Source organism: Pseudomonas sp. PS02290, assembly GCF_029960075.1.
In the GTDB taxonomy this organism is placed as follows: domain Bacteria; phylum Pseudomonadota; class Gammaproteobacteria; order Pseudomonadales; family Pseudomonadaceae; genus Aquipseudomonas.
In genome coordinates this window covers 1-25365 of the sequence record NZ_JASCOY010000072.1, presented here as the reverse complement: position 1 = coordinate 25365, position 25365 = coordinate 1, and the positions used below count along the sequence as shown (strand labels likewise).

At 59.6% G+C, this 25365-nt stretch carries 25 protein-coding genes; 14 read left to right on the top strand and 11 right to left on the bottom strand.

Annotated features, from left to right (window positions below; translation table 11 throughout):
• Window positions 1-219: 219 nt before the first annotated feature.
• Window positions 220-1368, top strand: coding sequence for an iron-containing alcohol dehydrogenase (locus QMX88_RS22790; protein ID WP_282372483.1), 1149 nt, complete (start codon window positions 220-222; stop codon window positions 1366-1368).
• Window positions 1369-1391: 23 nt separating this feature from the next.
• On the opposite strand, the gene QMX88_RS22785 is transcribed toward QMX88_RS22790, so the two are convergent.
• Together QMX88_RS22785 and QMX88_RS22780 are read right to left on the bottom strand one after the other, a co-directional pair.
• The gene (locus QMX88_RS22785; RefSeq protein WP_122536577.1) at window positions 1392-1649 is read right to left on the bottom strand and encodes a CsbD family protein; all 258 of its coding nucleotides are present in this window, start codon (window positions 1647-1649) and stop codon (window positions 1392-1394) included.
• 137 nt (window positions 1650-1786) lie between these two features.
• Complete coding sequence (locus tag QMX88_RS22780) at window positions 1787-3280, bottom strand: helix-turn-helix transcriptional regulator (protein ID WP_282372481.1); 1494 nt, start codon at window positions 3278-3280, stop codon at window positions 1787-1789.
• Window positions 3281-3593: 313 nt separating this feature from the next.
• On the opposite strand from QMX88_RS22780, the gene QMX88_RS22775 reads away from it, so the two are divergent.
• The 4 genes from QMX88_RS22775 (at window position 3594) to trpE (ending at window position 7834) form a co-directional block, all read left to right on the top strand.
• Window positions 3594-4586, top strand: coding sequence for a hypothetical protein (locus QMX88_RS22775; RefSeq protein ID WP_282372479.1), 993 nt, complete (start codon window positions 3594-3596; stop codon window positions 4584-4586).
• Window positions 4587-4782: 196 nt separating this feature from the next.
• Window positions 4783-5454 carry a ribulose-phosphate 3-epimerase gene (gene rpe / locus QMX88_RS22770; RefSeq protein WP_122536580.1) on the top strand — a complete coding sequence of 224 codons (672 nt, stop codon included), beginning with the start codon at window positions 4783-4785 and terminating at the stop codon, window positions 5452-5454.
• A 47-nt stretch (window positions 5455-5501) separates the two neighbouring features.
• On the top strand, window positions 5502-6284 hold the full coding sequence (locus QMX88_RS22765; RefSeq protein WP_282372485.1) for a phosphoglycolate phosphatase: 783 nt from the start codon (window positions 5502-5504) through the stop codon (window positions 6282-6284).
• A 68-nt stretch (window positions 6285-6352) separates the two neighbouring features.
• Window positions 6353-7834 (top strand): anthranilate synthase component I, encoded by a 1482-nt coding sequence (trpE, locus tag QMX88_RS22760; RefSeq protein WP_282372478.1) that lies wholly within the window; start codon window positions 6353-6355, stop codon window positions 7832-7834.
• A gap of 183 nt (window positions 7835-8017) precedes the next feature.
• Here trpE and estP read toward each other — a convergent pair whose 3' ends face one another.
• Window positions 8018-9958, bottom strand: coding sequence for an esterase EstP (estP, locus tag QMX88_RS22755; RefSeq protein ID WP_282372477.1), 1941 nt, complete (start codon window positions 9956-9958; stop codon window positions 8018-8020).
• A 471-nt stretch (window positions 9959-10429) separates the two neighbouring features.
• On the opposite strand from estP, the gene QMX88_RS22750 reads away from it, so the two are divergent.
• Genes QMX88_RS22750 through QMX88_RS22735 form a run of 4 tightly spaced genes read left to right on the top strand, consistent with a single transcriptional unit; the run spans window position 10430 to window position 13675 of the window.
• A complete protein-coding gene (locus QMX88_RS22750; protein WP_282372476.1) occupies window positions 10430-11029 on the top strand; it encodes an aminodeoxychorismate/anthranilate synthase component II in 600 nt (199 codons plus the stop codon).
• Window positions 11030-11047: 18 nt separating this feature from the next.
• Window positions 11048-12097, top strand: coding sequence for an anthranilate phosphoribosyltransferase (gene trpD, locus QMX88_RS22745; RefSeq protein ID WP_282372484.1), 1050 nt, complete (start codon window positions 11048-11050; stop codon window positions 12095-12097).
• Complete coding sequence (gene trpC, locus QMX88_RS22740; RefSeq protein ID WP_282372475.1) at window positions 12094-12930, top strand: indole-3-glycerol phosphate synthase TrpC; 837 nt, start codon at window positions 12094-12096, stop codon at window positions 12928-12930. Before trpD ends, trpC begins: the two co-directional genes overlap by 4 nt.
• Before the next feature lie 49 nt (window positions 12931-12979).
• Window positions 12980-13675, top strand: a complete 696-nt coding sequence (locus tag QMX88_RS22735) for a lipoate--protein ligase family protein (protein WP_192173088.1) — start codon at window positions 12980-12982, stop codon at window positions 13673-13675.
• 26 nt (window positions 13676-13701) lie between these two features.
• Here the strand turns inward: QMX88_RS22735 and crp are convergent, their stop codons facing one another.
• The gene (crp, locus tag QMX88_RS22730; RefSeq protein ID WP_192173087.1) at window positions 13702-14346 is read right to left on the bottom strand and encodes a cAMP-activated global transcriptional regulator CRP; all 645 of its coding nucleotides are present in this window, start codon (window positions 14344-14346) and stop codon (window positions 13702-13704) included.
• A 203-nt stretch (window positions 14347-14549) separates the two neighbouring features.
• Here crp and QMX88_RS22725 point away from each other — a divergent pair, with 203 nt between their 5' ends.
• Both QMX88_RS22725 and speD read left to right on the top strand, forming a co-directional pair.
• The gene (locus tag QMX88_RS22725) at window positions 14550-14972 is read left to right on the top strand and encodes an OsmC family protein (RefSeq protein WP_192173086.1); all 423 of its coding nucleotides are present in this window, start codon (window positions 14550-14552) and stop codon (window positions 14970-14972) included.
• Window positions 14973-15207: 235 nt separating this feature from the next.
• A complete protein-coding gene (gene speD / locus QMX88_RS22720) occupies window positions 15208-16002 on the top strand; it encodes an adenosylmethionine decarboxylase (protein ID WP_037019204.1) in 795 nt (264 codons plus the stop codon).
• A gap of 104 nt (window positions 16003-16106) precedes the next feature.
• On the opposite strand, the gene coq7 is transcribed toward speD, so the two are convergent.
• From coq7 to hemJ, 5 genes are all read right to left on the bottom strand, one after another.
• The gene (gene coq7, locus QMX88_RS22715) at window positions 16107-16754 is read right to left on the bottom strand and encodes a 2-polyprenyl-3-methyl-6-methoxy-1,4-benzoquinone monooxygenase (protein ID WP_282372473.1); all 648 of its coding nucleotides are present in this window, start codon (window positions 16752-16754) and stop codon (window positions 16107-16109) included.
• 126 nt (window positions 16755-16880) lie between these two features.
• Window positions 16881-17219, bottom strand: a complete 339-nt coding sequence (locus QMX88_RS22710) for a histidine triad nucleotide-binding protein (protein ID WP_065991361.1) — start codon at window positions 17217-17219, stop codon at window positions 16881-16883.
• Between the two features lie 86 nt (window positions 17220-17305).
• Window positions 17306-18091 (bottom strand): SDR family NAD(P)-dependent oxidoreductase, encoded by a 786-nt coding sequence (locus QMX88_RS22705; protein ID WP_282372471.1) that lies wholly within the window; start codon window positions 18089-18091, stop codon window positions 17306-17308.
• 55 nt (window positions 18092-18146) lie between these two features.
• Window positions 18147-19070, bottom strand: a complete 924-nt coding sequence (locus QMX88_RS22700; RefSeq protein ID WP_282372470.1) for a DUF805 domain-containing protein — start codon at window positions 19068-19070, stop codon at window positions 18147-18149.
• Between the two features lie 46 nt (window positions 19071-19116).
• On the bottom strand, window positions 19117-19542 hold the full coding sequence (gene hemJ / locus QMX88_RS22695) for a protoporphyrinogen oxidase HemJ (RefSeq protein WP_192173082.1): 426 nt from the start codon (window positions 19540-19542) through the stop codon (window positions 19117-19119).
• A 133-nt stretch (window positions 19543-19675) separates the two neighbouring features.
• On the opposite strand from hemJ, the gene argC reads away from it, so the two are divergent.
• Both argC and erpA read left to right on the top strand, forming a co-directional pair.
• The gene (argC, locus tag QMX88_RS22690; protein ID WP_282372468.1) at window positions 19676-20710 is read left to right on the top strand and encodes an N-acetyl-gamma-glutamyl-phosphate reductase; all 1035 of its coding nucleotides are present in this window, start codon (window positions 19676-19678) and stop codon (window positions 20708-20710) included.
• Window positions 20711-20878: 168 nt separating this feature from the next.
• The gene (erpA, locus tag QMX88_RS22685) at window positions 20879-21229 is read left to right on the top strand and encodes an iron-sulfur cluster insertion protein ErpA (RefSeq protein ID WP_122536594.1); all 351 of its coding nucleotides are present in this window, start codon (window positions 20879-20881) and stop codon (window positions 21227-21229) included.
• 63 nt (window positions 21230-21292) lie between these two features.
• Here erpA and QMX88_RS22680 read toward each other — a convergent pair whose 3' ends face one another.
• Together QMX88_RS22680 and QMX88_RS22675 are read right to left on the bottom strand one after the other, a co-directional pair.
• Window positions 21293-22384 (bottom strand): anhydro-N-acetylmuramic acid kinase, encoded by a 1092-nt coding sequence (locus tag QMX88_RS22680; protein WP_282372465.1) that lies wholly within the window; start codon window positions 22382-22384, stop codon window positions 21293-21295.
• Between the two features lie 3 nt (window positions 22385-22387).
• Window positions 22388-23821, bottom strand: coding sequence for a peptidoglycan DD-metalloendopeptidase family protein (locus QMX88_RS22675; RefSeq protein ID WP_282372464.1), 1434 nt, complete (start codon window positions 23819-23821; stop codon window positions 22388-22390).
• A 212-nt stretch (window positions 23822-24033) separates the two neighbouring features.
• Between QMX88_RS22675 and tyrS the strand changes: the two genes are divergently transcribed.
• Window positions 24034-25233: a tyrosine--tRNA ligase gene (gene tyrS, locus QMX88_RS22670; RefSeq protein WP_282372463.1), complete on the top strand. Its 1200-nt coding sequence runs from the start codon at window positions 24034-24036 to the stop codon at window positions 25231-25233.
• Window positions 25234-25365 lie beyond the last annotated feature (132 nt).

The following is a 25365-nucleotide window of genomic DNA, read 5'->3' as shown; positions in this document are numbered from 1 at the left end:
GGCTTTAGCCGGGAAGGCGGCCTGCGTCACACTGCAAAATGGACGGTGTACACGCGGGCCTCTTCCCGGCTAAAGCCGGTCCCACAAATGCCATCTAACTCCCCCGCTTCACCGCAAAACTGACGCATCCCACGATCCGGTCTATGTTTCACTCACCGCATGCTGACCCTGCCTTGTAAAAGAGCCACGTCTCCAACAACAACGTAAAGGACGAGCCCGATGAGTGTTTCTGCCTTCAAAATCGCCAACAAACTGATCACCGGCCCGGCTGCCATCGAGCAGTTGTCGGCCGAGCTGACCCGGCTCAACGTTCAAAACCCGCTGATCGTCACCGACGCAATCCTGGTCAAATCCGGAACGGTCGATCTCGCGCTGGCCCAATTGGGCGGCCGTCGTTATGGCTTGTTTGATCAGGTCAAACCCGAGCCAGAAATCTCTATCGTTGAAGACTGCACTCGGGCCTTCCGAGAGGGCGGTCACGACGGCCTGATCGGCGTGGGCGGCGGCAGTGCTATCGACATCGCCAAAGGCGTCGCCGCGTTCGCCAGCCACGAAGGGCCGCTGACCGAGTTATTCGGGGTTGATCTGGTCAAGCGCAAAGGCCCGCCACTGATTGCCATCCCGACCACCGCGGGCACCGGTTCGGAAGTCACCAACGTGGCGATCTTTTCGGACAAACAGGCTCAGCTGAAAAAAGGCATCGTCAGCGATTACCTGTTGCCCGACGTCGCGCTGGTCAGCCCGTTGATGACCCTGACCTGTCCGCGCAGCGTTACGGCAGCCAGCGGAGTCGATGCCCTGGTGCACGCCATCGAGGCCTACCTTTCGGTGAATGCCTCGCCGATCACCGACGCCATCGCGTTGGGCGCCATCAAACTGATCGTCAAGGCGCTGCCCAAGGCTTATGCCAACCCTTCGAATTTGCAGGCGCGAGAAGACATGGCCACCGCCAGCCTCATGGCCGGCATGGCGTTCGGCAATGCCGGGGTTGGCGCGGTGCACGCGCTGGCGTATCCGCTGGGAGGGCGTTTCAACATTGCTCACGGTGTCAGCAACGCGCTGCTGCTGCCCTACGTGATGGAGTGGAACAAACTGGCCTGCGTCGAACGGATGCGCGACATTGCCGACGCGATGGGCGTCCGCGTCGCACATTTGAGCGACAGGGACGCCGCCGATCTGGCCGTGAAAGCCATGGCCGACTTGTGCGCAGCGGTGGAAATCCCGTCTGGCCTGCGCAGCTTCAATGTGCCCGAAGACGCCATTTCTGCGATGGCTGAGGAGGCCAGCAAGATTGATCGCCTCATGCGCAACAACCCGCGGAAACTGACCGCCGCCGACATCGAGAAAATCTACCGCGCGGCCTATTGATCCGGCTGGCCAGGCCAGGAACGTCAACCGCGACGACGGGCCAGCAACCAGCCGACGGTCAGCGTCAGGCCGGCGAGCACCATTAGCGTGGTACGTGGCCGTTGCTGGGTGAAGGTCGCCACTTCGTCCAGCAGATCGCCGTAACGTTCCTGCAGCTCACCCGCCGCTTGACGCGCCTTGCCTTCCATTTGGGTGCGCTCGTCACCGGTCAGGTTGCCGAAGACGTCTTGGGCCTTGCCAGCTGCCTGCTCCAGAACGCCTTTCACTTGTTCGCTTTTCATATCTTGGCTCCAGGAAATGAGTATCGATGATGAATATCTCGCTGACCCAGACGGGTCAGCCACACTGATAGCGTAGAGCCCGGGCATCACCCCATGAAGGTGACTATGCACCAGAGGCACTGGCGCATTTGCATCACTCAGCGTTTGCTTTTGCCCTGATTGGCGAACAGGTTTCGCTCCCTCGCCCAGACAATGGCTTCCGCCCGGCTGTGCACGTCGAGCTTGGAATACACCGTCGCGACATGGTTGCGAATGGTGTTGAGCGCCAGGTTCAACCGTGCAGCGATCTCTTTGTCCGCCAGCCCCTCACAGATCAAACCCAGCACATCCCGCTCGCGAGCGGTCAGGTCGGTGAATGAAGCGCTGGGCATCTGTCGACTGTTGACCCGCTTGGCATTGGCCAGCTTTTCGATCAGCGTCTGGCTGAACCATGAGGCGTCCTGCATCACTGTTTCGATGGCCTCCACCAGCTCAAGCTCGGATCGCTTGCGTTCGGTAATGTCCATCAGTACGAAGAGGTAGCAGGCGTTGTCCTGAATCGTCACCGTGTCAGCGGCCAGCATGCAGTCCAGCGACTCGCTGCCTTTCTTGCGGACCTTCAGGTCGAGCCCGTCGACGCGGCCGGTGGTTTCCAGGACGTTGAACAACCCGTCCATCACCGCGCCGTCCTCAATGAAGCCTAACTCCGCGACAGTCCGGCCAATCAGCTCCTGGGGGGTGTAACCGAGTGTGCTGAAGAACGCCTCGTTAGCTTCGACGATCTGTTGCCGATCAGCTGTACACACCAGTGTCGGCACCGGCGTCAGCTTGAACGCTTTGGCAAAACGCTCTTCGCTTTGGCGCAGCGCGGTTTCGGCTTTGCGTCTCGGCTCAAGGTCGGTGAACGAAAACAGCATGCAATCTTCTTCGTTCATGTCCAGCGGCTGCCCGGCGACGATGACCAGTTTGGTACCGCCCTCCGGCAACTTCAGCTCAGCCTGCATCTGCGGGATGGTCGCGCCCTGATTCAGACGCTCGATGGCGAGGTCCTTGCGCTCGGCATTTTCCAGCACGTCCACCTCGTACACCGAGCGGCCAATCACGTTCTCTCTCGAGTGCCCGGTCATTTCCAGAAAGCCCTGATTGACCTTGATGAAGCGCAGATCACTCAGGCGGCAGATCACGGCGGGGGCGGGGTTGGCGTTGAAGGTCTTTTCGAAGCGCTGTTCGGCGCCGGCCCACTCCGTTGCGTCGGCGAGGATCAGCACCAGCGATTCGGGAGTGCCGGTGCTGTCTTCAAGCACCATGCTGCGGACGCGATGGACCCAGCTGCGCTCCTCTTCTTCACCGATCTTGCTGACCTCGATGAGCACGTCGCTGAACACCTCGCCTGCCGCCACGCGGCTGATCGGATATTGGTCAACGTCCAGCGGATGATTGTTGCGATAACGCAGGGAAAACTTTTCGCGATAGGCCTCGCCGTTGGCGCCCAGTTCGCTGATCTCTTCGACCCCGTGCATCAGCAGCGCCGCTTCGTTGGCCCAGATGATGGTCTGATCAACCTCCACCAGCATCACCCCGTCCGACAGACCCGAGATGATCTGCTGCAACTGGCGGCGGTTGGTTTCTCTGGCGAGGATGGCCTCTGACATGCTTGCTCTCCTGACGTCTCAATGCGGTCGGGCTTCGGTCAGCCGGGCGCTCCACGCTATCGGACCGGCTGGCAAAAGCTTAGTGCTGCAGCTTAGTGCAGCCGTGCTTGCGAGGGTCGGTGCGAATGCACCAGCCGAAGCGGTGCAAATGCGCCATCACATCTCTCAACGCGCTGATCAAACTGGTTTCACGTCTTATAAGACGCGGTGAGTCCGCCCTCGCAGGCTCGCCCTTATCAACGCAGGTGGTGCATTTGCACTGATACGTCGGTTGCACGCCTGATGTGCACCCCCTGCACCAGAGGAAATTTTCATGGCTTCGACCTACGCAACATCTGCTGTTCTGGGCAGCGCTTCGCCGTTTCGAGTGTCTTGGGGATCGGTGTTCGCTGGTGCGGCAATCACGCTGGTGACCTATCTGGTGCTCAGCGTGCTTGGCACGGCGATCGGCGCGGGCGCGCTTGATCCGATGGCTCAAGGCAACCCGCTCAGCGGTTTCGGCAAGGGCGCCGGCGCCTGGTTGTTCATCAGTACCCTGGTGGCCATTGCCGCCGGTGCCTGGGTGTCGGGCCGTACCGCGCCGGACCGTGGTGGTCTGCATGGTTTGCTCAGCTGGACGGTCAGCACGTTGCTGACCACCTGGCTCCTCGCGTCGCTGGCCGGCTCGCTCGTCGGCACTGCCGGCAACATCGCCGGCAAGGGTATTTCCCTGGCGGCCGACGGCGTGGCTGCGGCCGCACCCGGTGTGGGCCAGAGCATCAAGCAACAGCTGGATAAGAACGGCATCAGCCTGGATTGGGACAGCCTGAAATCACAGCTGGACACCACGCTCAAGCAGTCCGGCAAGCCAGAGCTCGATCCTTCGAAGCTGGATCAGAAAGCTGACGTGGCTGGCGCTGATGCCAAGCAGACTGCAGAGCAGGCGTCTACCGATCCAACCCAGGCCGGCGATCAGTTGAAGCAGTGGTTTGATCGCGTCCAAAAAGCCGGCGAACCGGCCTTGAACGCTGCCGACAAGGACGCGCTGGTCAACATCGTTGCGGCCCGCACCGGCAAGAGCAAAGCCGAGGCGCAGCAGATCGTCGACAACTATGCCCAGGCCTATCAGCAAGCCGCGGCCAAAGTGGCAGAGCTCAAGCAGCAAGCTGAGCAACAGGCCCGTGAAGCGGCGGATGTCGCGGCCAAGCAGGTCGCCAAGGCGGCGTGGGGCACGTTCTTCATGCTGATCGTTGGCGCGGCGTTGAGCTTTGGTCTGGCCCGTTATGCCCTGAGCTCGCGTCCTCGTCTGCTGGTCGAGACCGTGTAAGGTTTCAGCCGTCTCTCTTGATTCTGAGTCCCTGAATCAAGCCTGGGCCCGGTGCGCAATGCTGTCGCACCGGGCCTTGTGCCGTTGACGCACCCTGACTCACGCCGCTCGGATCACTCTCGTGCGACCCAACGCACGTTTCAAACTCTTGGAGTACAATGCGCGCCACCGTGATTTCGCTCATAAAAGGTGCGTCATGCAGCCCTTCGCTATTGCTCCTTCGATCCTGTCCGCCGATTTCGCCCGCCTGGGAGAGGAAGTCGACAACGTCCTGGCCGCTGGCGCCGACATCGTCCACTTCGACGTCATGGACAACCACTACGTCCCCAACCTGACGATCGGACCGATGGTCTGCGCGGCATTGCGCAAATACGGCATCACCGCGCCCATCGACGTTCACCTGATGGTCAGCCCGGTGGATCGCATCATCGGCGACTTCATCGAAGCCGGGGCAACCTTCATCACCTTCCACCCGGAAGCAACCCAGCACATCGACCGCTCTCTGCAACTGATCCGCGAAGGCGGCTGCAAGGCGGGTCTGGTGTTCAACCCGGCGACCCCGCTGAACCTGCTCGAATACGTCATGGACAAGGTCGACATGATCCTGCTCATGAGCGTCAACCCGGGCTTCGGCGGTCAGAAATTCATCCCCGGCACGATCAACAAGCTGCGCGAGGCCCGCGCGCTCATTGACGCGTCCGGTCGCGACATCCGTCTGGAGATCGACGGCGGCGTCAACGTAAACAACATCCGCGAGATCGCCGCAGCCGGTGCCGACACCTTCGTCGCAGGCTCGGCCATTTTCAACGCGCCTGATTACCGCGAAGTCATTGCGAAGATGCACGCAGAACTGGCGTTGGCCCGTTGACCAGCGGCTTCGAGCAGCTGTTTCCGGGCCGTCTGCCCAAGCTGATCATGTTCGACCTCGACGGCACACTGGTCGACTCCGTGCCGGATCTGGCTGCAGCTGTGGATAAAACCTTGATCCAGCTTGGCCGGCCGCCGGCAGGAATCGAACGGGTACGTGACTGGATCGGCAACGGTGTGCGCGTGCTGGTACGCCGCGCGTTGGCGAACGGCATGGATCACACCGCCGTGGATGAAGAGTCCACGGAGGCTGCGCTGGCGATTTTCATGGAGGCCTACAGCGGCAGTCACGCGCTGACCAAGGTCTACCCTGGCGTGCGGGAAACCCTGAAATGGCTGCAGAAGATGGGCGTCGAGATGGCGCTGATCACCAACAAGCCGGAGCGCTTCGTTGCGCCGTTGCTGGATGACCTAAAGCTCGGCCGGTTCTTTCGCTGGATCGTGGGTGGCGACACGCTGCCGCAGCAGAAACCCGACCCGGCGGCGCTGTTCTTTGTCATGAAAATGGCCGGCGTACCGGGGTCGCAGTCACTGTTCGTGGGTGACTCGCGCAACGACGTGCTGGCGGCGAAAGCGGCGGGTGTGGCCTGTGTGGCGCTGAGTTACGGCTACAACCATGGACGCCCGATCGCGGAAGAGTCACCGGCACTGGTCATCGACGATTTGCGCATGCTGATTCCGGGCAGTTCTGCCGGTTGCTTAGCGCAAGGCGCTGAGATAACGTTGCCCGACCTCAAGTCTCCCTCCTTTAGAGAATCCATCGTGGTGGTCACTCGCAAACTCTGGATGAAAGTCATCAAGGCCCTGGCCCGCTGGCGTTGGCGCGCCTGACTTGAATCTGGCCGGAGCCCCGGCGCGTTTGCATCCCTGACCGTTTTTTCTCAGACCACGAGGCTGATATGACCCGCGAAGAATTCCTGCGTTTGGCCGCTGAAGGCTACAACCGCATTCCCCTTGCCTACGAAACCCTGGCCGACTTCGATACGCCGCTGTCGATCTATCTGAAGCTGGCTGACGAGCCCAACTCCTATCTGCTTGAGTCGGTGCAGGGCGGGGAGAAGTGGGGGCGTTATTCAATCATCGGGCTGCCATGCCGCACCGTCATGCGTGTGCATGACCATACCGTCAGCGTGACCCACGACGGCGTCGAGATCGAGCGCTTGGAAGTCAAAGACCCGCTGGACTTCGTCGAGACCTTCAAGGCCCGCTATAACGTTCCGAGCATCGCCGGTCTGCCACGCTTCAATGGCGGCCTGGTGGGCTACTTCGGTTATGACTGCGTGCGTTATGTAGAGCCGCGTCTGGGCAAGTGCCCCAATCCTGATCCGTTGGGCGTGCCGGATATTCTGCTGATGGTGTCCGATGCCGTTGTGGTATTCGATAACCTGGCTGGCAAGATGCACGCGATCGTGCTGGTCGATCCGGCTGAGCCTGAAGCCTACGAAGGTGGCTTGGCGCGACTCGAAGCGTTGATGGGGAAATTGCGCCAGCCGATCATGCCCCGTCGTGGTCTGGACCTGACCCGTCCGCAGGCGGCGGATCCGGTGTTCCGATCCAGCTTCACCCAGTCGGATTATGAAAAAGCCGTCGACACGATCAAGGAATACATCCTGGCGGGCGATTGCATGCAGGTCGTACCGTCCCAGCGCATGTCCATCGACTTCAGCGCCGCCCCGATCGACCTGTATCGCGCGCTGCGGTGCTTCAATCCGACGCCGTACATGTACTTCTTCAACTTCGGCGACTTCCATGTCGTCGGCAGTTCGCCGGAAGTGCTGGTGCGGGTCGAAGACAACTTGATCACCGTGCGCCCGATTGCCGGGACGCGTCCCCGTGGCGCCACCGAAGAAGAAGATCACGCGCTGGAAGTCGATCTGCTGTCCGATGACAAAGAGATTGCCGAGCACCTGATGCTCATCGACTTGGGACGCAACGACACTGGGCGCGTTTCGGAAGTCGGCTCGGTGAAGCTCACCGAGAAGATGGTCATCGAGCGTTATTCAAATGTCATGCACATCGTGTCCAACGTCACCGGTCAGCTGAAAAGCGGCCTGACGGCGATGGACGCGCTGCGGGCCATCTTGCCGGCGGGCACGTTGTCGGGCGCGCCGAAGATTCGTGCGATGGAAATCATCGACGAGCTGGAGCCGGTCAAGCGCGGGGTGTACGGCGGCGCCGTGGGCTACTTTGCCTGGAACGGCAACATGGACACCGCGATTGCCATTCGCACCGCCGTGATCAAAAACGGCGAGCTGCACGTGCAGGCCGGTGGCGGGATTGTCGCCGACTCTGTGCCAGCGCTGGAGTGGGAAGAAACCCTCAACAAGCGCCGCGCCATGTTCCGAGCGGTAGCCTTGGCGCAGCAGACGCCTGAGGCTTGATGGTTGGTCTGCTCATGAAAACGGCGCCCGGGGCGCCGTTTTTTATGCCGAACACCAATCCGTTGTAGGCGTGAGCTTGCTCGCGAAGGCTGATTCCGCGCCGCTGAATCTTTAGCGTGCTCAACGAAACCATCGCGAGCAGGTGGAGCGCCACCCGGGGCGCTCCGACATGTTTTAAGTGCGTCAGAAATCCAGACTCACCGCCAGATTCACCCCTTGCTGCGTCACGTCATCGTTCTTGCGCCAGTTATAGCCGGCCCGCAGCGTCAGGTCCGGCGCCAGTTTCTGGCTCAGACCCACGCTTGCACGATTCAGACTGCGCTGGGGGTCATAGCCTTTCAGATCAAATTCTGCGCCCGGCACGCTGTTTAGCGCGATGGTCACGTCCTGCTGATCGGTGTCGAACTCGCGCTCATGGGCCACTTCGCCAAACACTTGAGTCTGCGGCGTGACGTCGAACTTGCCTTGCAGCCCCGCGCCTAACCGTTTCGACTTGCGCGTCTGGTCGTCGTAATTAAGTGCCGTCGCGCGCGCACTGTTCTCCGAATAGCCATCGACATTGACGTGGGAATAGTCGGCGCTGATGAACGGCGAGAAATGCCAGCGACTGCTCTGCTCGGCCAGATCAAAGCCCACGCGGCCACTGATTGCCCACAGGTCGCCGTCGGTGTCGCCTTTCTCTGCCCCTTCGCTGATGCCCAGCGCGAACTTGCGCTTGAGGTTGTCGTAGTCGAGCTTTCCGCCCGAAGCGGCCAGGTCCGCCCACCAGTGTTGCGCCTGATATTGCACGAACGCGGTCGCGATATAGCTGTTGAGTTTGTAGTCCGAGTCCTTGGCACCGGCTTCGAGGGTTTGCCGGTAAGCGCCCGCAACCAGGCCGGCTCTCCAATCCTCGGCGAAGCGGTAGCTGCCGCCCACTGTGAGGTTGTAGCCATGGCCGTCGCCGCTGGCGGAATTGCTTTGCGCGTCGAAATCCATTTTCTGACCGCCGCCGGCGACGATGGCGCGCCATTCACCAACGTTCTGCCAGTTGCCCCAGTCCGCCAGCCACTGACTGCGCAGTTCATCCTGCTGCGCGCGCAACGTATCGTTGGCCATTTCCGGCAGCAGGGTGGTCTCCCACGGTGCGGACAGAATCGAATACCCGTAATCGGCGATCAATCGCTGACCCGCCACGGTCGGATGCACGCCGTCGTTGAACAGCAGCTTGGTCGGATCCGGCGTCAGGCCGCCAATCCCGTAGACGCTGTTGGCGGTGCAGTTGTTGCCGTTGAAACAGGTGCCAACCAAGTTCTGATCGGCCGCCAGCCCGTAGCGCGCCGGGTCGGTCAGGACATCACGTATGAGCCCCGGGACATTGAGCGGAATGACCTCGGCATCAATTTGCCCTAGCCGATTCACCAACTGCTGGTTGAACACCCCGCTCAGCAACGTCGATGGCCCCTGTAATGGTGTGCCGAATACAGCGGGCGTGCGGCCGATGTCCGGCAGCAGCCAGACCATGATGTAACGCGCGCCGGCCTGGGACAGGATTTGTGCGCCGTTCGCCAGGTTGTTGGCAGCGTTGACGGCCTGTCCCGCACTCAGCACCCGGCCCTGAAGAAAGTCGTTGCCGCCCCCGGTCAGGTAGTAAAGGGCGTTCGGGTCAGCCCGCGAGCTGTTTTCAACCAGATAACCGGGTCGTGTCCGGAACACCGTCGTGACGCCCGTCGACGCATCGGTGTTGGCAACCTGTGATTGGGTGGTGATCGCCGCGAGGATCTGATCGGTCCGGTCGCCGCCCACGGCCCAGTTATTGCCGTCCGCCAACCCTTGCGCCGCGCGAACGGGGGAGGTCGACGCCTGCAAATCACCGGGCGCCACGCCAAGCATTCCGCCCAGCAACGTTGATGAGTTCAGACCGAATGCCTCTCCGCTGCCGTTCAGGTACGTCGGGCCGGTGCGGTTGGTGAAGCGCAAGGTGGCGCCCGGTGGTCCGCCCGCATCGGGGAACTGTCCGGCGTCGGCGAGGCTGTCGCCGAACACGATCATCGTTGAATAGGGGGAAGAGGCGGCCAGGGCGGAGGAGCAAGCGAGCGAGAGCAGGCAAGCCGCGAACGGCCAGCGCAGTGTGGCTTTGAGCATGGGGGCATCCCTTATTGTTTTAGTGCTGTACGAGAAGGTAGCAGCCGCGACACAAATCACCCACGATGCTGTGGCATTCACGGCAAATATTCTGTACCGCCTTCCACGGTGCAATCTGCACCTTGCGAGCGTTCAAATCCTGCCAATCGGCCTCTGAGCCGCGCTATCCGGGCACTGCGATATTGCGCGGCCTGCGGCGGTACGCTACTGTGCGGCAACGTATGAACGAGACCTTTCCTGTGTCGATTGTCAGCAGCTTCTTGATGCGCGTTATCAAGGGCCACGCCCGTTGGCGTTGGCGCGCCTGACTATTTCCCCCGCCGGCCCCGCCGGATCTGTATTGATATGCCTTCTGATGCCTCGGTTTTGCAGTGCCTCGCCGGAACACTTCCTGCGACCCCTCTGCGTGCCACTGAGGTCAGTAAACAGAAGGCCACGTTATAAAGTCAGTCATTCAAAAGGTTAAGCACCATGCTGCTGATGATCGATAACTACGACTCCTTCACCTACAACGTCGTGCAGTACTTGGGCGAGCTGGGTGCCGACGTCAAAGTCATTCGCAACGACGAGATGACCGTCGCCGAAATCGAAGCCCTGAACCCCGAGCGCATTGTCGTTTCCCCCGGCCCGTGCACGCCGAACGAAGCCGGCGTGTCCATTGACGTGATCAAACACTTTGCCGGCAAGCTGCCTGTGCTCGGCGTCTGCCTGGGCCATCAGTCAATAGGCCAGGCGTTTGGCGGCGACGTAGTGCGTGCGCGCCAAGTCATGCACGGCAAGACCAGCGAGCTGATCCACGAAGACAAAGGCGTGTTCGAAGGCCTCAAGCATCCGCTGACTGTGACCCGCTATCACTCGCTGGTGGTCAAGCGCGAGACACTCCCGGACTGCCTGGAATTAACCGCTTGGACTCAGCTCGAAGACGGCTCGGTCGATGAAGTCATGGGCCTGCGACACAAAACCCTTAACGTTGAGGGCGTTCAATTTCACCCCGAGTCGATTCTTTCCGAGCAGGGCCACGAGCTGTTCGCCAACTTCCTCAAGCAGACCGGCGGCACCCGTCAGGGTTAAGGGCAATTCGACATGGCAATGGATATCAAAACGGCGCTGGGCCGGGTTGTGAATCAACTGGACCTGAGCACCGATGAAATGCGCGACGTCATGCGCGAAATCATGACCGGCCAGTGCACACAGGCGCAGATCGGCGCATTCCTGATGGGCATGCGCATGAAGAGCGAAAGCATCGACGAAATCGTCGGTGCCGTGTCGGTCATGCGCGAGCTGGCGGATCAGGTACAGCTCAAGACGCTGGACGGCGTGGTCGACATCGTCGGCACCGGTGGCGATGGCGCGAACATCTTCAACGTCTCGACCGCCGCTTCATTTGTGATCGCGGCGGCCGGTTGCACGGTGGCCAAACACGGCAATCGCGCGGTCTCCGGCAAGAGCGGCAGCGCTGATCTACTGGAAGCCGCAGGCATCTACCTGAACCTGACCCCGGTACAAGTGGCGCGCTGCATCGACAGCGTCGGTATCGGCTTCATGTTCGCGCAAACCCATCATGGCGCCATGAAACACGCCGCCGGGCCACGCAAGGAACTGGGCCTGCGGACCCTGTTCAACATGCTCGGCCCACTGACCAATCCTGCCGGCGTCAAGCATCAGGTGGTCGGCGTGTTCAGTCAGGCGCTGTGCCGGCCATTGGCCGAGGTGCTACTGCGCATGGGCAGCAAACACGTGCTGGTGGTGCACTCCCAGGATGGCCTGGACGAATTCAGCATCGCCGCGCCGACGTTTGTCGCGGAACTGAAGAACGGCGAAGTGACCGAATACTGGGTGCAGCCGGAAGATCTGGGCATGAAGAGCCAGAGCCTGTTCGGCCTGGTGGTCGACAGCCCGGCGCAGTCGCTGGAGTTGATTCGCGACGCGTTGGGGCGGCGCAAATCCGAGCACGGCCAGAAAGCCGCTGAAATGATCGTGCTCAACGCCGGCGCCGCGCTTTACGCGGCTGACCATGCGTCGTCATTGAGGGAAGGCGTGGCCTTGGCCCACGACGCATTGCACACGGGCCTGGCCCGCGAGAAGCTGGAAGAACTGGGTGCCTTTACCGCGGTATTCAAGCAGGAGAATGAAGAATGAGCGTGCCGACGGTATTGGAAAAGATTCTGGCCCGAAAGGTCGAGGAAGTCGCTGCGCGCCGTGCCAGCGTCAGCCTCGCCGAGTTGGAAACCTTGGCCGCCGCAGCCGATGCGCCGCGTGGGTTCGCTAAAGCAATGATTGCTCAGGCCAAGCGCAAGCAGCCGGCCGTCATTGCGGAAATCAAGAAGGCTTCGCCGAGCAAAGGCGTGATCCGCGAAAACTTCCAGCCGGCGGAGATCGCCAAGAGCTACGAAGCGGGCGGGGCCACCTGTCTTTCTGTGCTCACTGACATTGGTTTCTTTCAAGGCGCTGACGAGTATCTGAAGCAAGCCCGGGCGGCGTGCTCGCTGCCGGTGATCCGCAAGGACTTCATGATCGACCCGTATCAGATTGTCGAAGCGCGGGCATTGGGCGCCGATTGCATCCTGTTGATCGTATCGGCGCTGGATGATGTAAAGATGGCCGAGCTGGCATCGGTCGCCAAAGATGTCGGCCTCGACGTGCTGGTTGAAGTCCACGATGGCGACGAGCTGGAGCGGGCACTCAAAACCCTCGACACCCCGCTGGTGGGCGTCAACAACCGCAACTTGCACACGTTCGACGTCAGCCTGGAAACCACCCTCGACCTGCTGCCACGTATTCCCCGTGATCGGCTGGTCATTACCGAAAGCGGTATTTTCCACCGCGCCGATGTCGAGCTCATGGAAATCAGCGATGTCTATTCCTTCCTGGTGGGCGAGGCGTTCATGCGCGCCGAGAAGCCGGGCGTGGAACTGCAGAGACTGTTCTTCCCGGAGAAAGGCACGGCGATCAAGTCCGGCGGGCTGGACTGATCCAGGGTTGTAGGCCAGAAAGCCATCGCTCTTCGCGTCAGGAGGCAGCATGACCCTTCAGCTCTTGGAAACCTGCGTTGAAGCCGGCCTCAAGGCCGAGCAAGACCTCCTGGCGTCGGTGTGTGATGGCCACGCTGACAGTGGCTTGCTGTTCTGGCGGCCTATTGATCGCGCGTTGGTTATGCCACGCCGGTTGAGTCGGCTTCCCGGCTTCACTGAAGCCAGCGAAACCCTCGCCGACAGTGGCTGGCCCGTCCTGTTGCGTGAAAGTGGCGGCGAGCCGGTGCCGCAATCTTCTTCAACCGTCAACGTGGCGCTCGTGTATGTCCAGCCGGACACCGATCTGGATCGCGACCGCATCGAAAATGCCTACATGCGCCTGTGTCAGCCGATCCTCGATACGCTGGGGGAGCTGGGCGGCGCCGCATCTCTGGGCGAAGTCGAAGGCGCTTTCTGCGACGGCCGCTTCAACGTCAACCTCAACGCTCGCAAGATGGTCGGTACCGCGCAGCGCTGGCGCCAGAGTCAGGGTGGCAAACGGCCGGTGGTGTTGGCCCATGCCGCGATGCTGCTGGATGACGAGCGCGTGGCAATGGTCAACGCGGTCAACCGCTTCAATGAGACCTGTGAGCTGGATCAACGATGCAAAGCAGAAAGCCATATTGCTTTGCATGAGCTATTTGACGCGCCGGATTTTCTAACCCGCCTGAGGGAACGATACGAACGCCTGCTCGCCCGGATCTGATTCCGCTGCGGGCATCGATCACGTCGTTAGCGGGTGCCGAACACCACCATGGTTTTGCCCCGGACATGCACCAGATTCTGCTCTTCGAGTGACTTGAGCACACGACCGACCATTTCTCGGGAACACCCCACGATACGGCCAATCTCCTGGCGGGTGATCTTGATCTGCATGCCATCGGGGTGGGTCATCGCGTCGGGCTGTTTGCATAGATCGAGCAAGCTGCGGGCAACGCGCCCGGTGACGTCCAGAAACGCCAGATCGCCGACCTTGCGCGTGGTGTTGCGCAGCCTTTCGGCGATCTGCGAACCGATGGCGTACATCAACTCAGGGTCATGCTGACTGAGCTCGCGGAATTTGGCGTAGCTGATTTCGGCCACTTCACATTCGGTTTTAGCACGCACCCAGGCGCTGCGCTGGGCGCCGGCGGCCGTCTGCTGAAACAGCCCCAGTTCGCCAAAGAAATCCCCGCTGTTCAGGTAGGCCACAATCATCTCGCGGCCTTCGTTGTCTTCGATCAGGATCGTCACCGAGCCCTTGATGATCAGGTATAGCGAGTCCGATTCTTCGCCTGCGCAAATGATGTTGCTCTTGGCCGGGCATCGTCGTCGCTGGGCGTGCGGCAGCAGTTTGTCGGCGATTTTCATCTTGTTCGGAGGCGGCACGGCGAGCATGGCTGTATCCCGTAAAAAACTGCGCCCTGAGGCATTCCTAGAGGTATCGGCAGTATTTCCGATTTAACGCAGTTCAACAGCGGCAATTAGCCTTTTCAGACACTTCCTACATTTCGGTCGTTTTCGGGCATGTCCAGTCCACTCAGCGACGGTAGGGCCCTGTGCTAAGCTGGCCGCCATTTTTCAAGCATTGGAGTCCGGTGATGAAGGCGCGTATTCAATGGGCGGGTGAGTCGATGTTCCTCGGTGAGTCCGGCAGCGGCCATGTGGTCGTGATGGATGGCCCACCCGAAAGCGGCGGTCGCAACCTGGGTGTTCGCCCGATGGAAATGGTGCTGATTGGCTTGGGTGGCTGCAGTAACTACGACGTGGTCAGCATCCTCAAGAAAGCACGTCAGCCCATCGAGAGCTGCGAGGCGTTTTTGGAAGCAGAGCGCGCCAGCGAAGATCCCAAGGTGTTCACCAAGATCCACCTGCACTTTGTGGTTAAAGGACGCGGTCTGAAAGAAACGCAGGTCAAGCGTGCGATCGAGTTGTCGGCCGAGAAATACTGCTCGGCATCGATCATGCTGGGTAATGCGGGCGTCGAAATCACCCACGATTACGAGATCATCGAACTGGGCTGAGCAACGCTCAATTTTCACAAAAGCGGTGCAGGCTATGGCATGCGACTTCTGACGTCTGCATAATGCGCCCCTTTTTCAGGGCGCGACCGCCGGATAGCCGGCTCGCCTCCGACCAGACAACCAAAATCGCCAACGCGAAGAGGTGTTAACCGTCCTACGCAGCTGAGCCGGGCTCAGTTGACGGGCATGCTTGATCACGCGGCCAGCGCCGCACCCATATAGAGAGTTTTTAACGGTGAAAAGCAAACTCAAGCTCCACGGGTTCAATAACCTGACCAAGACCTTGAGCTTCAACATCTATGACATCTGCTATGCGGAAACCCCGCAAGACCAGCAGGCTTACGTCGAGTACATCAACAGCGTGTACGACGCCGAACGCCTGACGCGGATTCTCACCGATGTCGTCGATATCATTGGCGCGAACATCCTGAACATCGCGCGTCAGGACTATGACCCACAAGGCGCCAGTGTGACCATTCTGATCTCCGAGCAGCCGGTCACGCCGACTGACAGCCAGATCGAAGAATCGCCGGGTCCGCTCCCGGAAACAATCCTCGCGCACCTGGACAAGAGCCACATCACGGTTCACACCTATCCTGAAATCCATCCCGTAGACGGCATCGCCACCTTCCGAGTGGACATCGACGTGTCGACCTGCGGCGTGATCTCGCCGTTGAAAGCGCTGAACTACTTGATCCACAAGTTCGAGTCCGACATCGTGACCGTCGACTATCGTGTGCGCGGTTTCACCCGTGACGTCGAAGGCAAGAAGCACTTCATCGACCACGAGATCAACTCGATCCAGAATTACCTTTCCGACGACACCCGCGACAGCTACCAGATGACTGACGTGAACGTGTACCAGGAAAACCTGTTCCACACGAAAATGCTGCTCAAGCAGTTCGAGCTGGACAACTACCTGTTCGGTGACGCCACCAGCAATCTCTCCGCTGAGCAGCGCGAGCAGGTGACTGGTCGCGTGAAGCACGAGATGCTCGAAATCTTCTACGGCCGCAACATGCCGGTCTAAGGTTTCAGCGGTACAAAAAAAGGCGCCTCTAGAGGCGCCTTCTTTGTATCTGGCTTTCAACGATAATCGGGCTCCGTAATAACAGCCCGAAATCGCAGTTTCGGTCAGATCCTGTAGGTGGTCTTGGTCATGACTTTGGCGATCAGGCTCATGCCGAATTTCACCGGCGCCGGAAAGCGGAATCCGCCTGCCTCGATCGCGCTTTCGGCGTGTTGCTCCTCGTCGGCACACATCTGTTTGAGAATCGCACGGGACTTCTCGTCCTCGACCGGCAATTGCTCCAGATGCTCATTCAAATGCTTGCAGACTTGATCTTCCGTCGCGGCAACAAAGCCCAGGCTGATCCGATCACTGATCAAGCCCGCCACTGCGCCGATGCCGAACGAAGCGCCGTAGAACAGCGGGTTGAGCACACTGGTATGACTGCCCAACTGATGAATGCGTTGCTCGCACCACACCAGGTGGTCGATTTCTTCCTCGGCGGCGTGCTCCATGGCTTTGCGCACCTGAGGCAGTTTCGCGGTAAGCGCCTGCCCCTGATACAACGCCTGAGCACAGACTTCGCCGGTGTGATTAATGCGCATGAGCCCGGCGACATGTCGGGTGTCGGTCTCATTCATCTTGATATCGGGTTGAACAATGGCAGGCGAGGGACGGTGTGCGTGCGCGCTGACGGGCAGCAGCGTCTTCATCGCAGCGTCGGCCTGAAGCAGAAAACGGTCGATAGGGGAGTAGTGACGTTCGGTAGCCATGGGCGCCTCCGGGTAAATCCACGATGGCCAGTCTACCGCAAACGATGGAGCCGGGCTTGTCCGGCGTCAGCCCGCCGAGGCGCAAGGCACGCACTCGGCAGGTCGATAGAATCCGAACGCGGTGACTCAGCCCGGCGGCCAGTTCATCTGGCGCTGACCCAGCACGTGCATGTGAATGTGATAAACGGTCTGCCCGCCTTTCTCGTTGGTGTTCATGACCACGCGAAAGCCGTCCTCGCAACCCAGCTCTTTCGCCAGGCGCTGCGCCGTGAACAGGATATGGCCCAGCAGCCCCTTATCGTCTTCAGTCACGTCATTGAGGGTGGCGATCGGCTTCTTCGGAATGACCAGAAAATGCACTGGCGCCTGTGGGGCGATGTCGTGAAAGGCCAGCACTTGATCATCTTCGTAGATGATCTTCGCCGGGATTTCCCGGTTGATGATCTTGGTGAACAAAGTATCCACAGCCTTCTTGCTCCGTTTCGAGGGGGATGAAGGCAGTGTACTGAGCGTCCCGGGTCACGCCCAGCCGTTTGTTGCGACGGGTCGCGTCAGACTGACGTACGAGATTTGAGAATCGAGCCCCAGAGTTTTCGCGTCATCCAGCGACCGGCGAAGCGCGGAACCCGCGTCAGCAGCCTGTTACGCCAACCCGGGATAATCACCGCACGGTTCTTTTCCAGCGCGCGAACCGTGTACAGCGCAACTTCTTCGGCGGTCATGTGTTTGTCGTGGGTGAACTTACCGGCGTCCAGCTGTGCGGTGCGGAAAAACGCCGTTCGCGTCGGCCCGGGGCACAACACCGAAACCTTCACGCCGGTTTTATGCAGCTCCTCGCGAAGCCCTTCGGAAAAATGCAGTACATACGCTTTGCTCGCGGCGTAGGTGCTCATCCACGGCCCTGGTTGAAATCCCATGATCGACGCAACGTTGAGAATCTGACCGCCGCCTTGGACCGCCATCAGGTTGCCAACCGTGTGACACAGCCGCGTCAATGCGAGCACATTAAGATCGAGCAGGTCCTGCTCTTGCGCCCACTCTTGAGCGAGAAACGGCCCGCTGTTGCCGATGCCCGCGCAGTTGACCAACAAATCGATGCTTCGCGCGCCCTCTTCGAGCTCTAGCAGAAAGCCCGAGAGGCGCAGCGGTTCACCCAGATCGCAGGCGCGGAACAGCACCTCGACGCCAAACCGTTGGGTGAACTCAAGTGCAATGCTTTCGAGCATCTCCCGGTGCCTGGCCACCAGAATAAGGTTGCGACCCCGGCGGGCGAGGGCTTCTGCCATCGCCAGGCCAATACCGCTGGATGCCCCTGTGACCATGGCGTAACGGGTCATGCAATTCTCCAGTGTTTGCAGCTCGTATTGAGACAGCGTCCTTGCTGCCAGGTAGTTATTGGTCGTCGTTGCTGTCGGACGAGTCACTAATATCTACAGGATCAGCGGGGACGATCGGTTGTTCCGCGTCATTGGTGTCATCGTCGTAGGGCAATGCTTGTTCGTATGCGCTGGTGGTGGCTTCAACTTCTTCCTGAATGGTTTTCAGGCCACCCATCACCCCAGCCACGATCGCCAGCGCCAGTACCACAAGCCAGATTACTGCGAGGGCTTTAACGCGTGGCGTATTGGCGGGCGGCGGCGGACCATACTGATTAGGGCCTGTGCTACCGGGCACGGCCATCATCACAATTGGAAAGAAGCTGCCCACCACCGGCACCAGATTCAGCAGCAGCAACCAGGCCGACATACCGGCGTCATGCAGGCGCTGGGCGCCGATCTGGACACTAATGACGACAAAAGCGACGAACGCGACGGTGCCCAGCAGCCCTCCCGCCACGAGCGAAACGCTGAGAACGCCGACACACAGGGCGGCGACCAGTATGGCCACGCCCACCAGCGCCATGCTCCAGGCCAGATAGCGCAGACGGCCGATCCGCCCCTGAGTGGTAAACACCTTTAATTCGCCGACGGCGGGCCAGTCTTGTGCAACCGGTGTGCGCGGCGGCGCGTAGGGCGATGCCGCGGGTTCGAAGTATGGACGCTGGGGCGCGTGTTCAACGACTTCTTCAAGGCTCAGTGATACCGGATCCTCAGGCTCGATACGGCCTTCGACACCCGCATCGTTCAGCGCCGCGAGATAGCGCTGCGCGTCGTCTCGCGTCAGACTGCGCTTGATGGTCACCGGGTTGCCGGTGAATAGACGATCAACGCCGGAAACGTCGGTCTTGAACAGCTGCGCCAGGTTCAGGCGCGCTGTTTCCAGCTCAACACCTGTCCGCAACTGTCCCTCGAAAACGATCTTGAAGTGCTCCGCCATGCTGGCTTCCTTGTCTTTTGAGTTCATACGATGTGAGCAGTGCGCGTCAGAACGGTTTGACGACTACCAGAATGACCACAGCCAGCAGGATCAACACCGGTATCTCGTTGAACCAGCGATAGAACACATGGCTGCGGCCTGGTTCTCCGCGCGCGAAGCGTTTGACCTGAGCGCCGCACACGTGGTGATAGCCAATCAGCAGGACGACCAGGGTGAGCTTGGCATGCAACCAGCCTTGCTGCAGGAAACCCGGGGCCAGGACGATCAGCCAGATACCGAATACCAGTGTGGCGATCATCGAGGGAATCATGATGCCCCGGTACAACTTGCGCTCCATGGTGCAGAAACGCTCGCGGCTAACCGAGTCTTCGCTCATGGCGTGATAGACGAACAACCGCGGAAGATAGAACAGGGCTGCGAACCAGCACACCATGGCGACGATATGCAGGGCTTTGATCCAGAGATAGAGCATTTTGGTTTGTTTCCAGGAACACGGTGCCAAATAGTAGTGGCTTCGGCGCCCGTACGTCACGTTCGCGGTTGTCCCATTGGCAATCGACCCATATGATCAGCGGCTTTCCACTGGTTTCGTTGAGGGGCAGGTTATGGTCAAGGTCGGTATCGTCGGCGGTACGGGTTACACCGGCGTCGAGTTGTTGCGTCTTCTGGCGCAACACCCGGAGGCTGAAGTGGTTGCGATCACCTCGCGCTCCGAGGCAGGTCTGCCTGTCGCTGACATGTATCCAAACCTGCGCGGTCACTATGACGGTCTGGCGTTCAGTGTGCCGGACGTCAAGGTGCTTGGCGCCTGCGACGTGGTGTTCTTCGCCACGCCTCACGGTGTCGCACATGCGTTAGCGGGCGAGTTGCTCGCCGCTGGCACCAAGGTCATCGACCTCTCCGCCGATTTTCGTCTGCAAGATCCGGTCGAGTGGGCCAAGTGGTACAGCCAGCCCCATGGTGCACCGGAGCTGCTCGACGAGGCGGTATACGGCCTGCCGGAAGTCAACCGCGAGCACATCAAAGGCGCACGCCTGATTGCGGTGCCGGGTTGCTATCCCACCGCCACTCAGCTGGGCTTTCTGCCGCTGCTCGAAGCGGGCCTTGCTGATGCATCACGATTGATCGCCGACTGCAAATCGGGTGTCAGTGGTGCAGGTCGCGGCGCCAGTGTGGGCTCGCTGTATTCCGAAACCAGCGAGAGCTTCAAGGCTTATTCCGTTAAAGGGCATCGCCATCTTCCCGAAATCACCCAAGGGCTGCGTCGTGCAGCCGGCGGCGATGTCGGGCTGACGTTCGTGCCGCACCTGACGCCGATGATCCGCGGCATTCACGCCACGTTGTACGCGACCGTCGTCGACAGGTCGGTCGATCTGCAGGCGTTGTTTGAAAAACGCTATGCCAATGAGCCATTCGTCGACGTGATGCCCGCCGGCAGCCATCCAGAAACCCGCAGCGTACGTGGAGCCAACGTCTGCCGCATGGCTGTGCACCGTCCGCAGGATGGCGATCTGGTGGTGGTGCTGTCGGTCATCGACAATCTGGTCAAAGGCGCTTCGGGCCAGGCCGTGCAGAACATGAACATCATGTTTGGCCTCGATGAGCGCCTAGGGCTGTCCCACGCGGGGATGTTGCCTTAACAGCGCCAGGTCGTTCGCCTCAGGTTGTAAGCCGATAGCTGGCTGTTTCTTGCAGCTTGTCGCTTGCGGCTTGTGGCTGCCGTGACAATAGTTGACCAATTTTCTAGGAGAAGCGGATAATGCGCGACATTACGCATTATGACGGCTTAGCGCCGGGAGATTTTGAGCATGAGCGTTGAATCCTTCACCCCTGTGGCTTTGGAATTCACCCACGGTGCCGCGCACAAGGTGAAAACTCTGGTCGATGAAGAGGGCAATGACCGCCTGAAGCTCCGCGTCTTCGTGACCGGTGGCGGTTGTTCCGGCTTTCAGTACGGCTTCACTTTTGATGAAGACGTCGCCGAAGATGACACGATTGTTGAGCGCGAGGGTGTCAGCCTGGTGGTTGACCCCATGAGCTTCCAGTACCTGGCAGGTGCGGAAGTGGATTATCAGGAGGGTCTGGAAGGCTCTCGCTTCGTAATCAAGAATCCTAACGCCGCGACTACTTGCGGCTGCGGCTCTTCGTTTTCGATCTGATCCAACCGTCGCACACAAAAACGCCGCGCATTTGCGCGGCGTTTTGCATGGCGAGCGTTGCACTTAGGCTGGGTAGATTGCGCCCAGAACTCGCAACCCTTTGGCCCCGGTCACGCTCGGACGGTTGGCGGGTACGCTTTCCAGTGCGCAATGGGCAAGCCAGGCGAACGCCATTGCTTCCACCCAATCAGGATCAACGCCGAATTCCGCTGTGCTTGTGACCTTTGTTGCCGGCAGCAGCGCCGCCAGTCGATCCATCAATGCCTTGTTGTGAGCGCCGCCGCCGCAGACCAGCAGCTCTTTGGTCTGCGCCTGTGCCGATTGCAGCGACTCGGTAATGCTCAATGCGGTGACTTCCAGAAGTGTAGCCTGCACGTCTTCGGGTCTCAGCGTTGGCATCTGGAACAAATGGTGATGAACCCAGCCAAGGTTGAACACTTCACGGCCGGTGCTTTTCGGGCCCTTGGTCTGGAAGAACTGATCACTTAGCATGGACTTGAGCAGCGCATCATTGACTGTTCCACTCGCGCCCCACGCGCCATCGCGGTCATAGCTCACGCCACGCTGTGCTTGTATCCACGCGTCGAGCAACACGTTGCCAGGACCTGAATCGAACCCGGAAACCGGTTTGTCGATCTCGATCAAGCTGAGGTTGCTGAAACCACCGACGTTGAGTACGGCGCGGTAGTCCTTGTTATCGTCGAACAACGCTTCGTGGAATGCCGGAACCAGCGGCGCGCCCTGTCCACCTGCAGCGATATCGCGCTTGCGGAAGTCACTGACAACGGTGATGCCAGTCATTTCGGCGAGCAGGGCAGGGTTGCCAATCTGAATGGTGAAGCCACGGGCCGGTTCGTGGCGAATCGTCTGGCCGTGGCTGCCAATCGCGCGGATTTCGCCGGCTGACACATTCTGCTGATCCAGCAGGGCCAGTACGCCTTGAGCCGCGAGATGAACCCATTTCTGCTCGGCGATGCCGGCACGGGCCAGCTCATCCGGGCCACTGGCGCATAGCCCCAGCAGTTCGGCGCGAAGATCGTCCGGCATGGGAATGTAGTAGGTGCCGAGCAAACGTGGTCGGTCATCCTGTTCTACCAGCGCGAAGTCGAGTCCATCCAGACTGCTTCCGGACATTACACCTACATATAAAGTCATGGGTCAGCGCTTACTCGAGGCCAGCATGGTGGCCTTTTCCTGGTCCATGCGAGCCATCAAAGGTTGGCTCTCCTGCATGAACCGCTGTTTTTCGGACTTGGCGATCGGGTCAGCCATCGGCAGCTTCTGCCCCAACGGGTCGACATGAACGCCGTTTACCTGAAACTCGTAATGAACATGAGGACCCGTGGACAGGCCGGTGGTTCCAATATAGCCAATGACTTGGCCCTGCTTGACGCTGGATCCGGACTGAATACCCTTGGCAAAACCCTGCATGTGGCCGTACAGCGTCCGGTAGGTCTCACCGTGCTGAATGATCACGGTATTGCCGTAGCCGCCGCGCCGACCGGCAAGAATGACTTTGCCGTCGCCGGTCGCCTTGATTGGCGTACCACGAGGTGCAGCGTAGTCGATGCCTTGGTGGGCGCGAATCTTGTTCAGGATCGGGTGTTTGCGACCGGATGAAAACAGCGAGCTGATGCGGGCGAATTCGACCGGGGTACGGATGAATGCCTTACGCATGCTGTTGCCATCGGCGGTGTAGTAGTTGGTGTTGCCTTGCTTGTTCGTATAACGCACTGCGGTGTAAGTCTTGCCACGGTTTACAAAGCGCGCCGAAAGAATATTGCCCGTACTGACCGCCTTGCCGTTGACGACCTTCTGCTCGTAAATGACATCGAATTCGTCACCCTTGCGGATATCCTGGGTGAAGTCGACGTCGTAGCCGAAGATGTTTGCCATCTCCATGGTCATGGTATGGCTGAGGCCTGCACGCTGGGCGGATTGCGACAGCGAGTTGTTGATCATGCCGTGCACATAGGCAGTGCGAACATTGGGTTTGCTTACATCACGGGTAAACGTGTAGCCCTTGTCTGTCCGGGACAAGCTGATGCTTTCTGTCTCGCTCAGCTTGCTGTGCAGCTGCTTAAGGCTGCCTTCAGGCGAAAGTTCGAACTGCAGAACCTGGCCGTTTTTCAACTGGCTGAATTGCTTGGCTTGTTTGTCGCTGGCAATAACGTCATGCACTGCCGTTGCGGGTAAGCCGACTTTGCCGAACAGCGTCGACAGCGTATCGCCTTTCGATACCACCACTTCCCGGTGGGTGGGACCTTTGGCAGTGGCAACCTCTTTCGGCGCAGCCTTTGTGTCGGTGAAGGGCTTCGCTGTTTCAGTCGGCTCAGTCGCATCACCTTCGATCTGGGCGAAGGGAGAATCTACCGGCGCCTCTGTGGCTTGAGTCTGTTCTTGAGCGTCTTGTTCTTGCTCGATCTGATCAGCGGGCGTGTCCAGTTCAAGAGCAAGGTTTGTTCGTTTGGCTTCGACGTCACTGGATGGGAATACGAGGAGAGCCAGGCTGAGCAGTGCGGCGATACCGCTGGCTGCTAGCAGGTGGCTCTTCGGATAAAGCGGTGGCGCTTTAGGCGGAGTGTCGGTCATAGGTAATTTTGACTTTGAAAAAAGATGAAATGGAAAAGATGAATGACATGATGAAGATGAAATAACTGTATAAAATATAACCAAATCTCGCCTGAGGCAAGCTTGCGATCGGCTCGCTCCGCGATTCGTCGAGCACCTATTGTCAGAACTTGTATTTGGGCGCTGATCTTGTATGGTTGTTTCCCTTTGAAATAAGGCATTACGGGACGGTTATGAAGTCGGTTGAAGAGCAGCTAGCGCTGATCAAGCGCGGTGCAGATGAACTCCTGGTCGAGGCCGAGCTGATCACAAAGCTCAAGCGTGGGCAGCCACTTCGCATCAAGGCCGGTTTTGATCCAACCGCGCCCGACCTGCACCTCGGGCACACAGTGCTAATTAATAAGCTGCGTCAATTCCAGGATCTCGGGCATCAGGTGATTTTCCTAATTGGCGATTTCACCGGGATGATCGGCGATCCAAGCGGCAAGAGCGCTACCCGTCCCCCGCTTACGCGCGAGCAAGTGCTCGACTATGCCGAAACCTACAAGGCTCAGGTCTTCAAGATTCTGGATCCGGCCAAAACCGAGGTGGCCTTCAATTCCACCTGGATGGACCAGCTGAGCCCCGCTGATTTCATTCGGCTTTCTTCCCAATACACCGTTGCCCGTATGCTTGAGCGTGATGACTTCGACAAGCGTTACAAGTCGAACCAGTCGATCGCCATCCACGAATTCCTTTATCCGCTGGTGCAGGGTTACGACTCGGTTGCCTTGCGCGCGGACGTCGAGCTGGGTGGCACCGATCAGAAATTCAACTTGCTGATGGGGCGTGAGCTTCAGCGCGCCTATGGTCAGGAGGCTCAGTGTGTTCTGACGATGCCGTTGCTGGAAGGGTTGGACGGCGTCAAGAAGATGTCCAAGTCCTTGGGTAACTATGTAGGTATCCAGGAAGCGCCCGGCATTATGTACAGCAAGCTCGTCTCTATTCCTGATGCGCTGATGTGGCGTTACTTTGAGTTGCTGAGCTTCCGCTCCATGGAAGAGATCGCTGCCTTTAAGGCGGATTGCGAAGCCGGGGCGAATCCGCGAGACATCAAGATCAAGCTTGCCGAAGAGATTGTCGCGCGCTTCCATGGTGAAGAGGCTGCAGCTTTTGCCCATCGTTCTGCAGGCAATCGTATGAAGGATGGGGAGCTTCCGGAAGATCTTCCGGAGATCGAGCTGGCCGCTTCCGAAGACATGCCGATTGCTGCCGTCCTTAATAAGGCGGGGCTGGTAAAGAACTCGGCAGTCGCTCGCGACCTGCTGGCATCCGGCGGCGTGCGTATAGATGGTGAGGTGGTAGAGCGCGGGTTTGTATTCAAGCTGGGGGCGACCCATGTTTGCCAGGCCGGCAAGAAGGCGTTCGGGCGGATTACACTTCGCTTGGAATAAAGTTCAAATAAGTGCTTGACGCCCCTCTGGATCTGTCTATAATTCGCCCCACTTCCGGCGCAGACGAAACGGAAAACTCCTTGATAATCAAAGAGTTGGACGAAGTAAGCAGCGAGGAATGCTTCGGTTCAG

Coding starts and splice junctions, on each gene's coding strand:
- QMX88_RS22790 (WP_282372483.1), top strand. CDS start 220: ATGAGTGTTTCTGCCTTCAAAATCGCCAACAAACTGATCACCGGCCCG.
- QMX88_RS22785 (WP_122536577.1), bottom strand. CDS start 1,649: ATGAAAAGCGAACAAGTGAAAGGCGTTCTGGAGCAGGCAGCTGGCAAG.
- QMX88_RS22780 (WP_282372481.1), bottom strand. CDS start 3,280: ATGTCAGAGGCCATCCTCGCCAGAGAAACCAACCGCCGCCAGTTGCAG.
- QMX88_RS22775 (WP_282372479.1), top strand. CDS start 3,594: ATGGCTTCGACCTACGCAACATCTGCTGTTCTGGGCAGCGCTTCGCCG.
- rpe (WP_122536580.1), top strand. CDS start 4,783: ATGCAGCCCTTCGCTATTGCTCCTTCGATCCTGTCCGCCGATTTCGCC.
- QMX88_RS22765 (WP_282372485.1), top strand. CDS start 5,502: ATGTTCGACCTCGACGGCACACTGGTCGACTCCGTGCCGGATCTGGCT.
- trpE (WP_282372478.1), top strand. CDS start 6,353: ATGACCCGCGAAGAATTCCTGCGTTTGGCCGCTGAAGGCTACAACCGC.
- estP (WP_282372477.1), bottom strand. CDS start 9,958: ATGCTCAAAGCCACACTGCGCTGGCCGTTCGCGGCTTGCCTGCTCTCG.
- QMX88_RS22750 (WP_282372476.1), top strand. CDS start 10,430: ATGCTGCTGATGATCGATAACTACGACTCCTTCACCTACAACGTCGTG.
- trpD (WP_282372484.1), top strand. CDS start 11,048: ATGGATATCAAAACGGCGCTGGGCCGGGTTGTGAATCAACTGGACCTG.
- trpC (WP_282372475.1), top strand. CDS start 12,094: ATGAGCGTGCCGACGGTATTGGAAAAGATTCTGGCCCGAAAGGTCGAG.
- QMX88_RS22735 (WP_192173088.1), top strand. CDS start 12,980: ATGACCCTTCAGCTCTTGGAAACCTGCGTTGAAGCCGGCCTCAAGGCC.
- crp (WP_192173087.1), bottom strand. CDS start 14,346: ATGCTCGCCGTGCCGCCTCCGAACAAGATGAAAATCGCCGACAAACTG.
- QMX88_RS22725 (WP_192173086.1), top strand. CDS start 14,550: ATGAAGGCGCGTATTCAATGGGCGGGTGAGTCGATGTTCCTCGGTGAG.
- coq7 (WP_282372473.1), bottom strand. CDS start 16,754: ATGGCTACCGAACGTCACTACTCCCCTATCGACCGTTTTCTGCTTCAG.
- QMX88_RS22705 (WP_282372471.1), bottom strand. CDS start 18,091: ATGACCCGTTACGCCATGGTCACAGGGGCATCCAGCGGTATTGGCCTG.
- QMX88_RS22700 (WP_282372470.1), bottom strand. CDS start 19,070: ATGGCGGAGCACTTCAAGATCGTTTTCGAGGGACAGTTGCGGACAGGT.
- hemJ (WP_192173082.1), bottom strand. CDS start 19,542: ATGCTCTATCTCTGGATCAAAGCCCTGCATATCGTCGCCATGGTGTGC.
- argC (WP_282372468.1), top strand. CDS start 19,676: ATGGTCAAGGTCGGTATCGTCGGCGGTACGGGTTACACCGGCGTCGAG.
- erpA (WP_122536594.1), top strand. CDS start 20,879: ATGAGCGTTGAATCCTTCACCCCTGTGGCTTTGGAATTCACCCACGGT.
- QMX88_RS22680 (WP_282372465.1), bottom strand. CDS start 22,384: ATGACTTTATATGTAGGTGTAATGTCCGGAAGCAGTCTGGATGGACTC.
- QMX88_RS22675 (WP_282372464.1), bottom strand. CDS start 23,821: ATGACCGACACTCCGCCTAAAGCGCCACCGCTTTATCCGAAGAGCCAC.
- tyrS (WP_282372463.1), top strand. CDS start 24,034: ATGAAGTCGGTTGAAGAGCAGCTAGCGCTGATCAAGCGCGGTGCAGAT.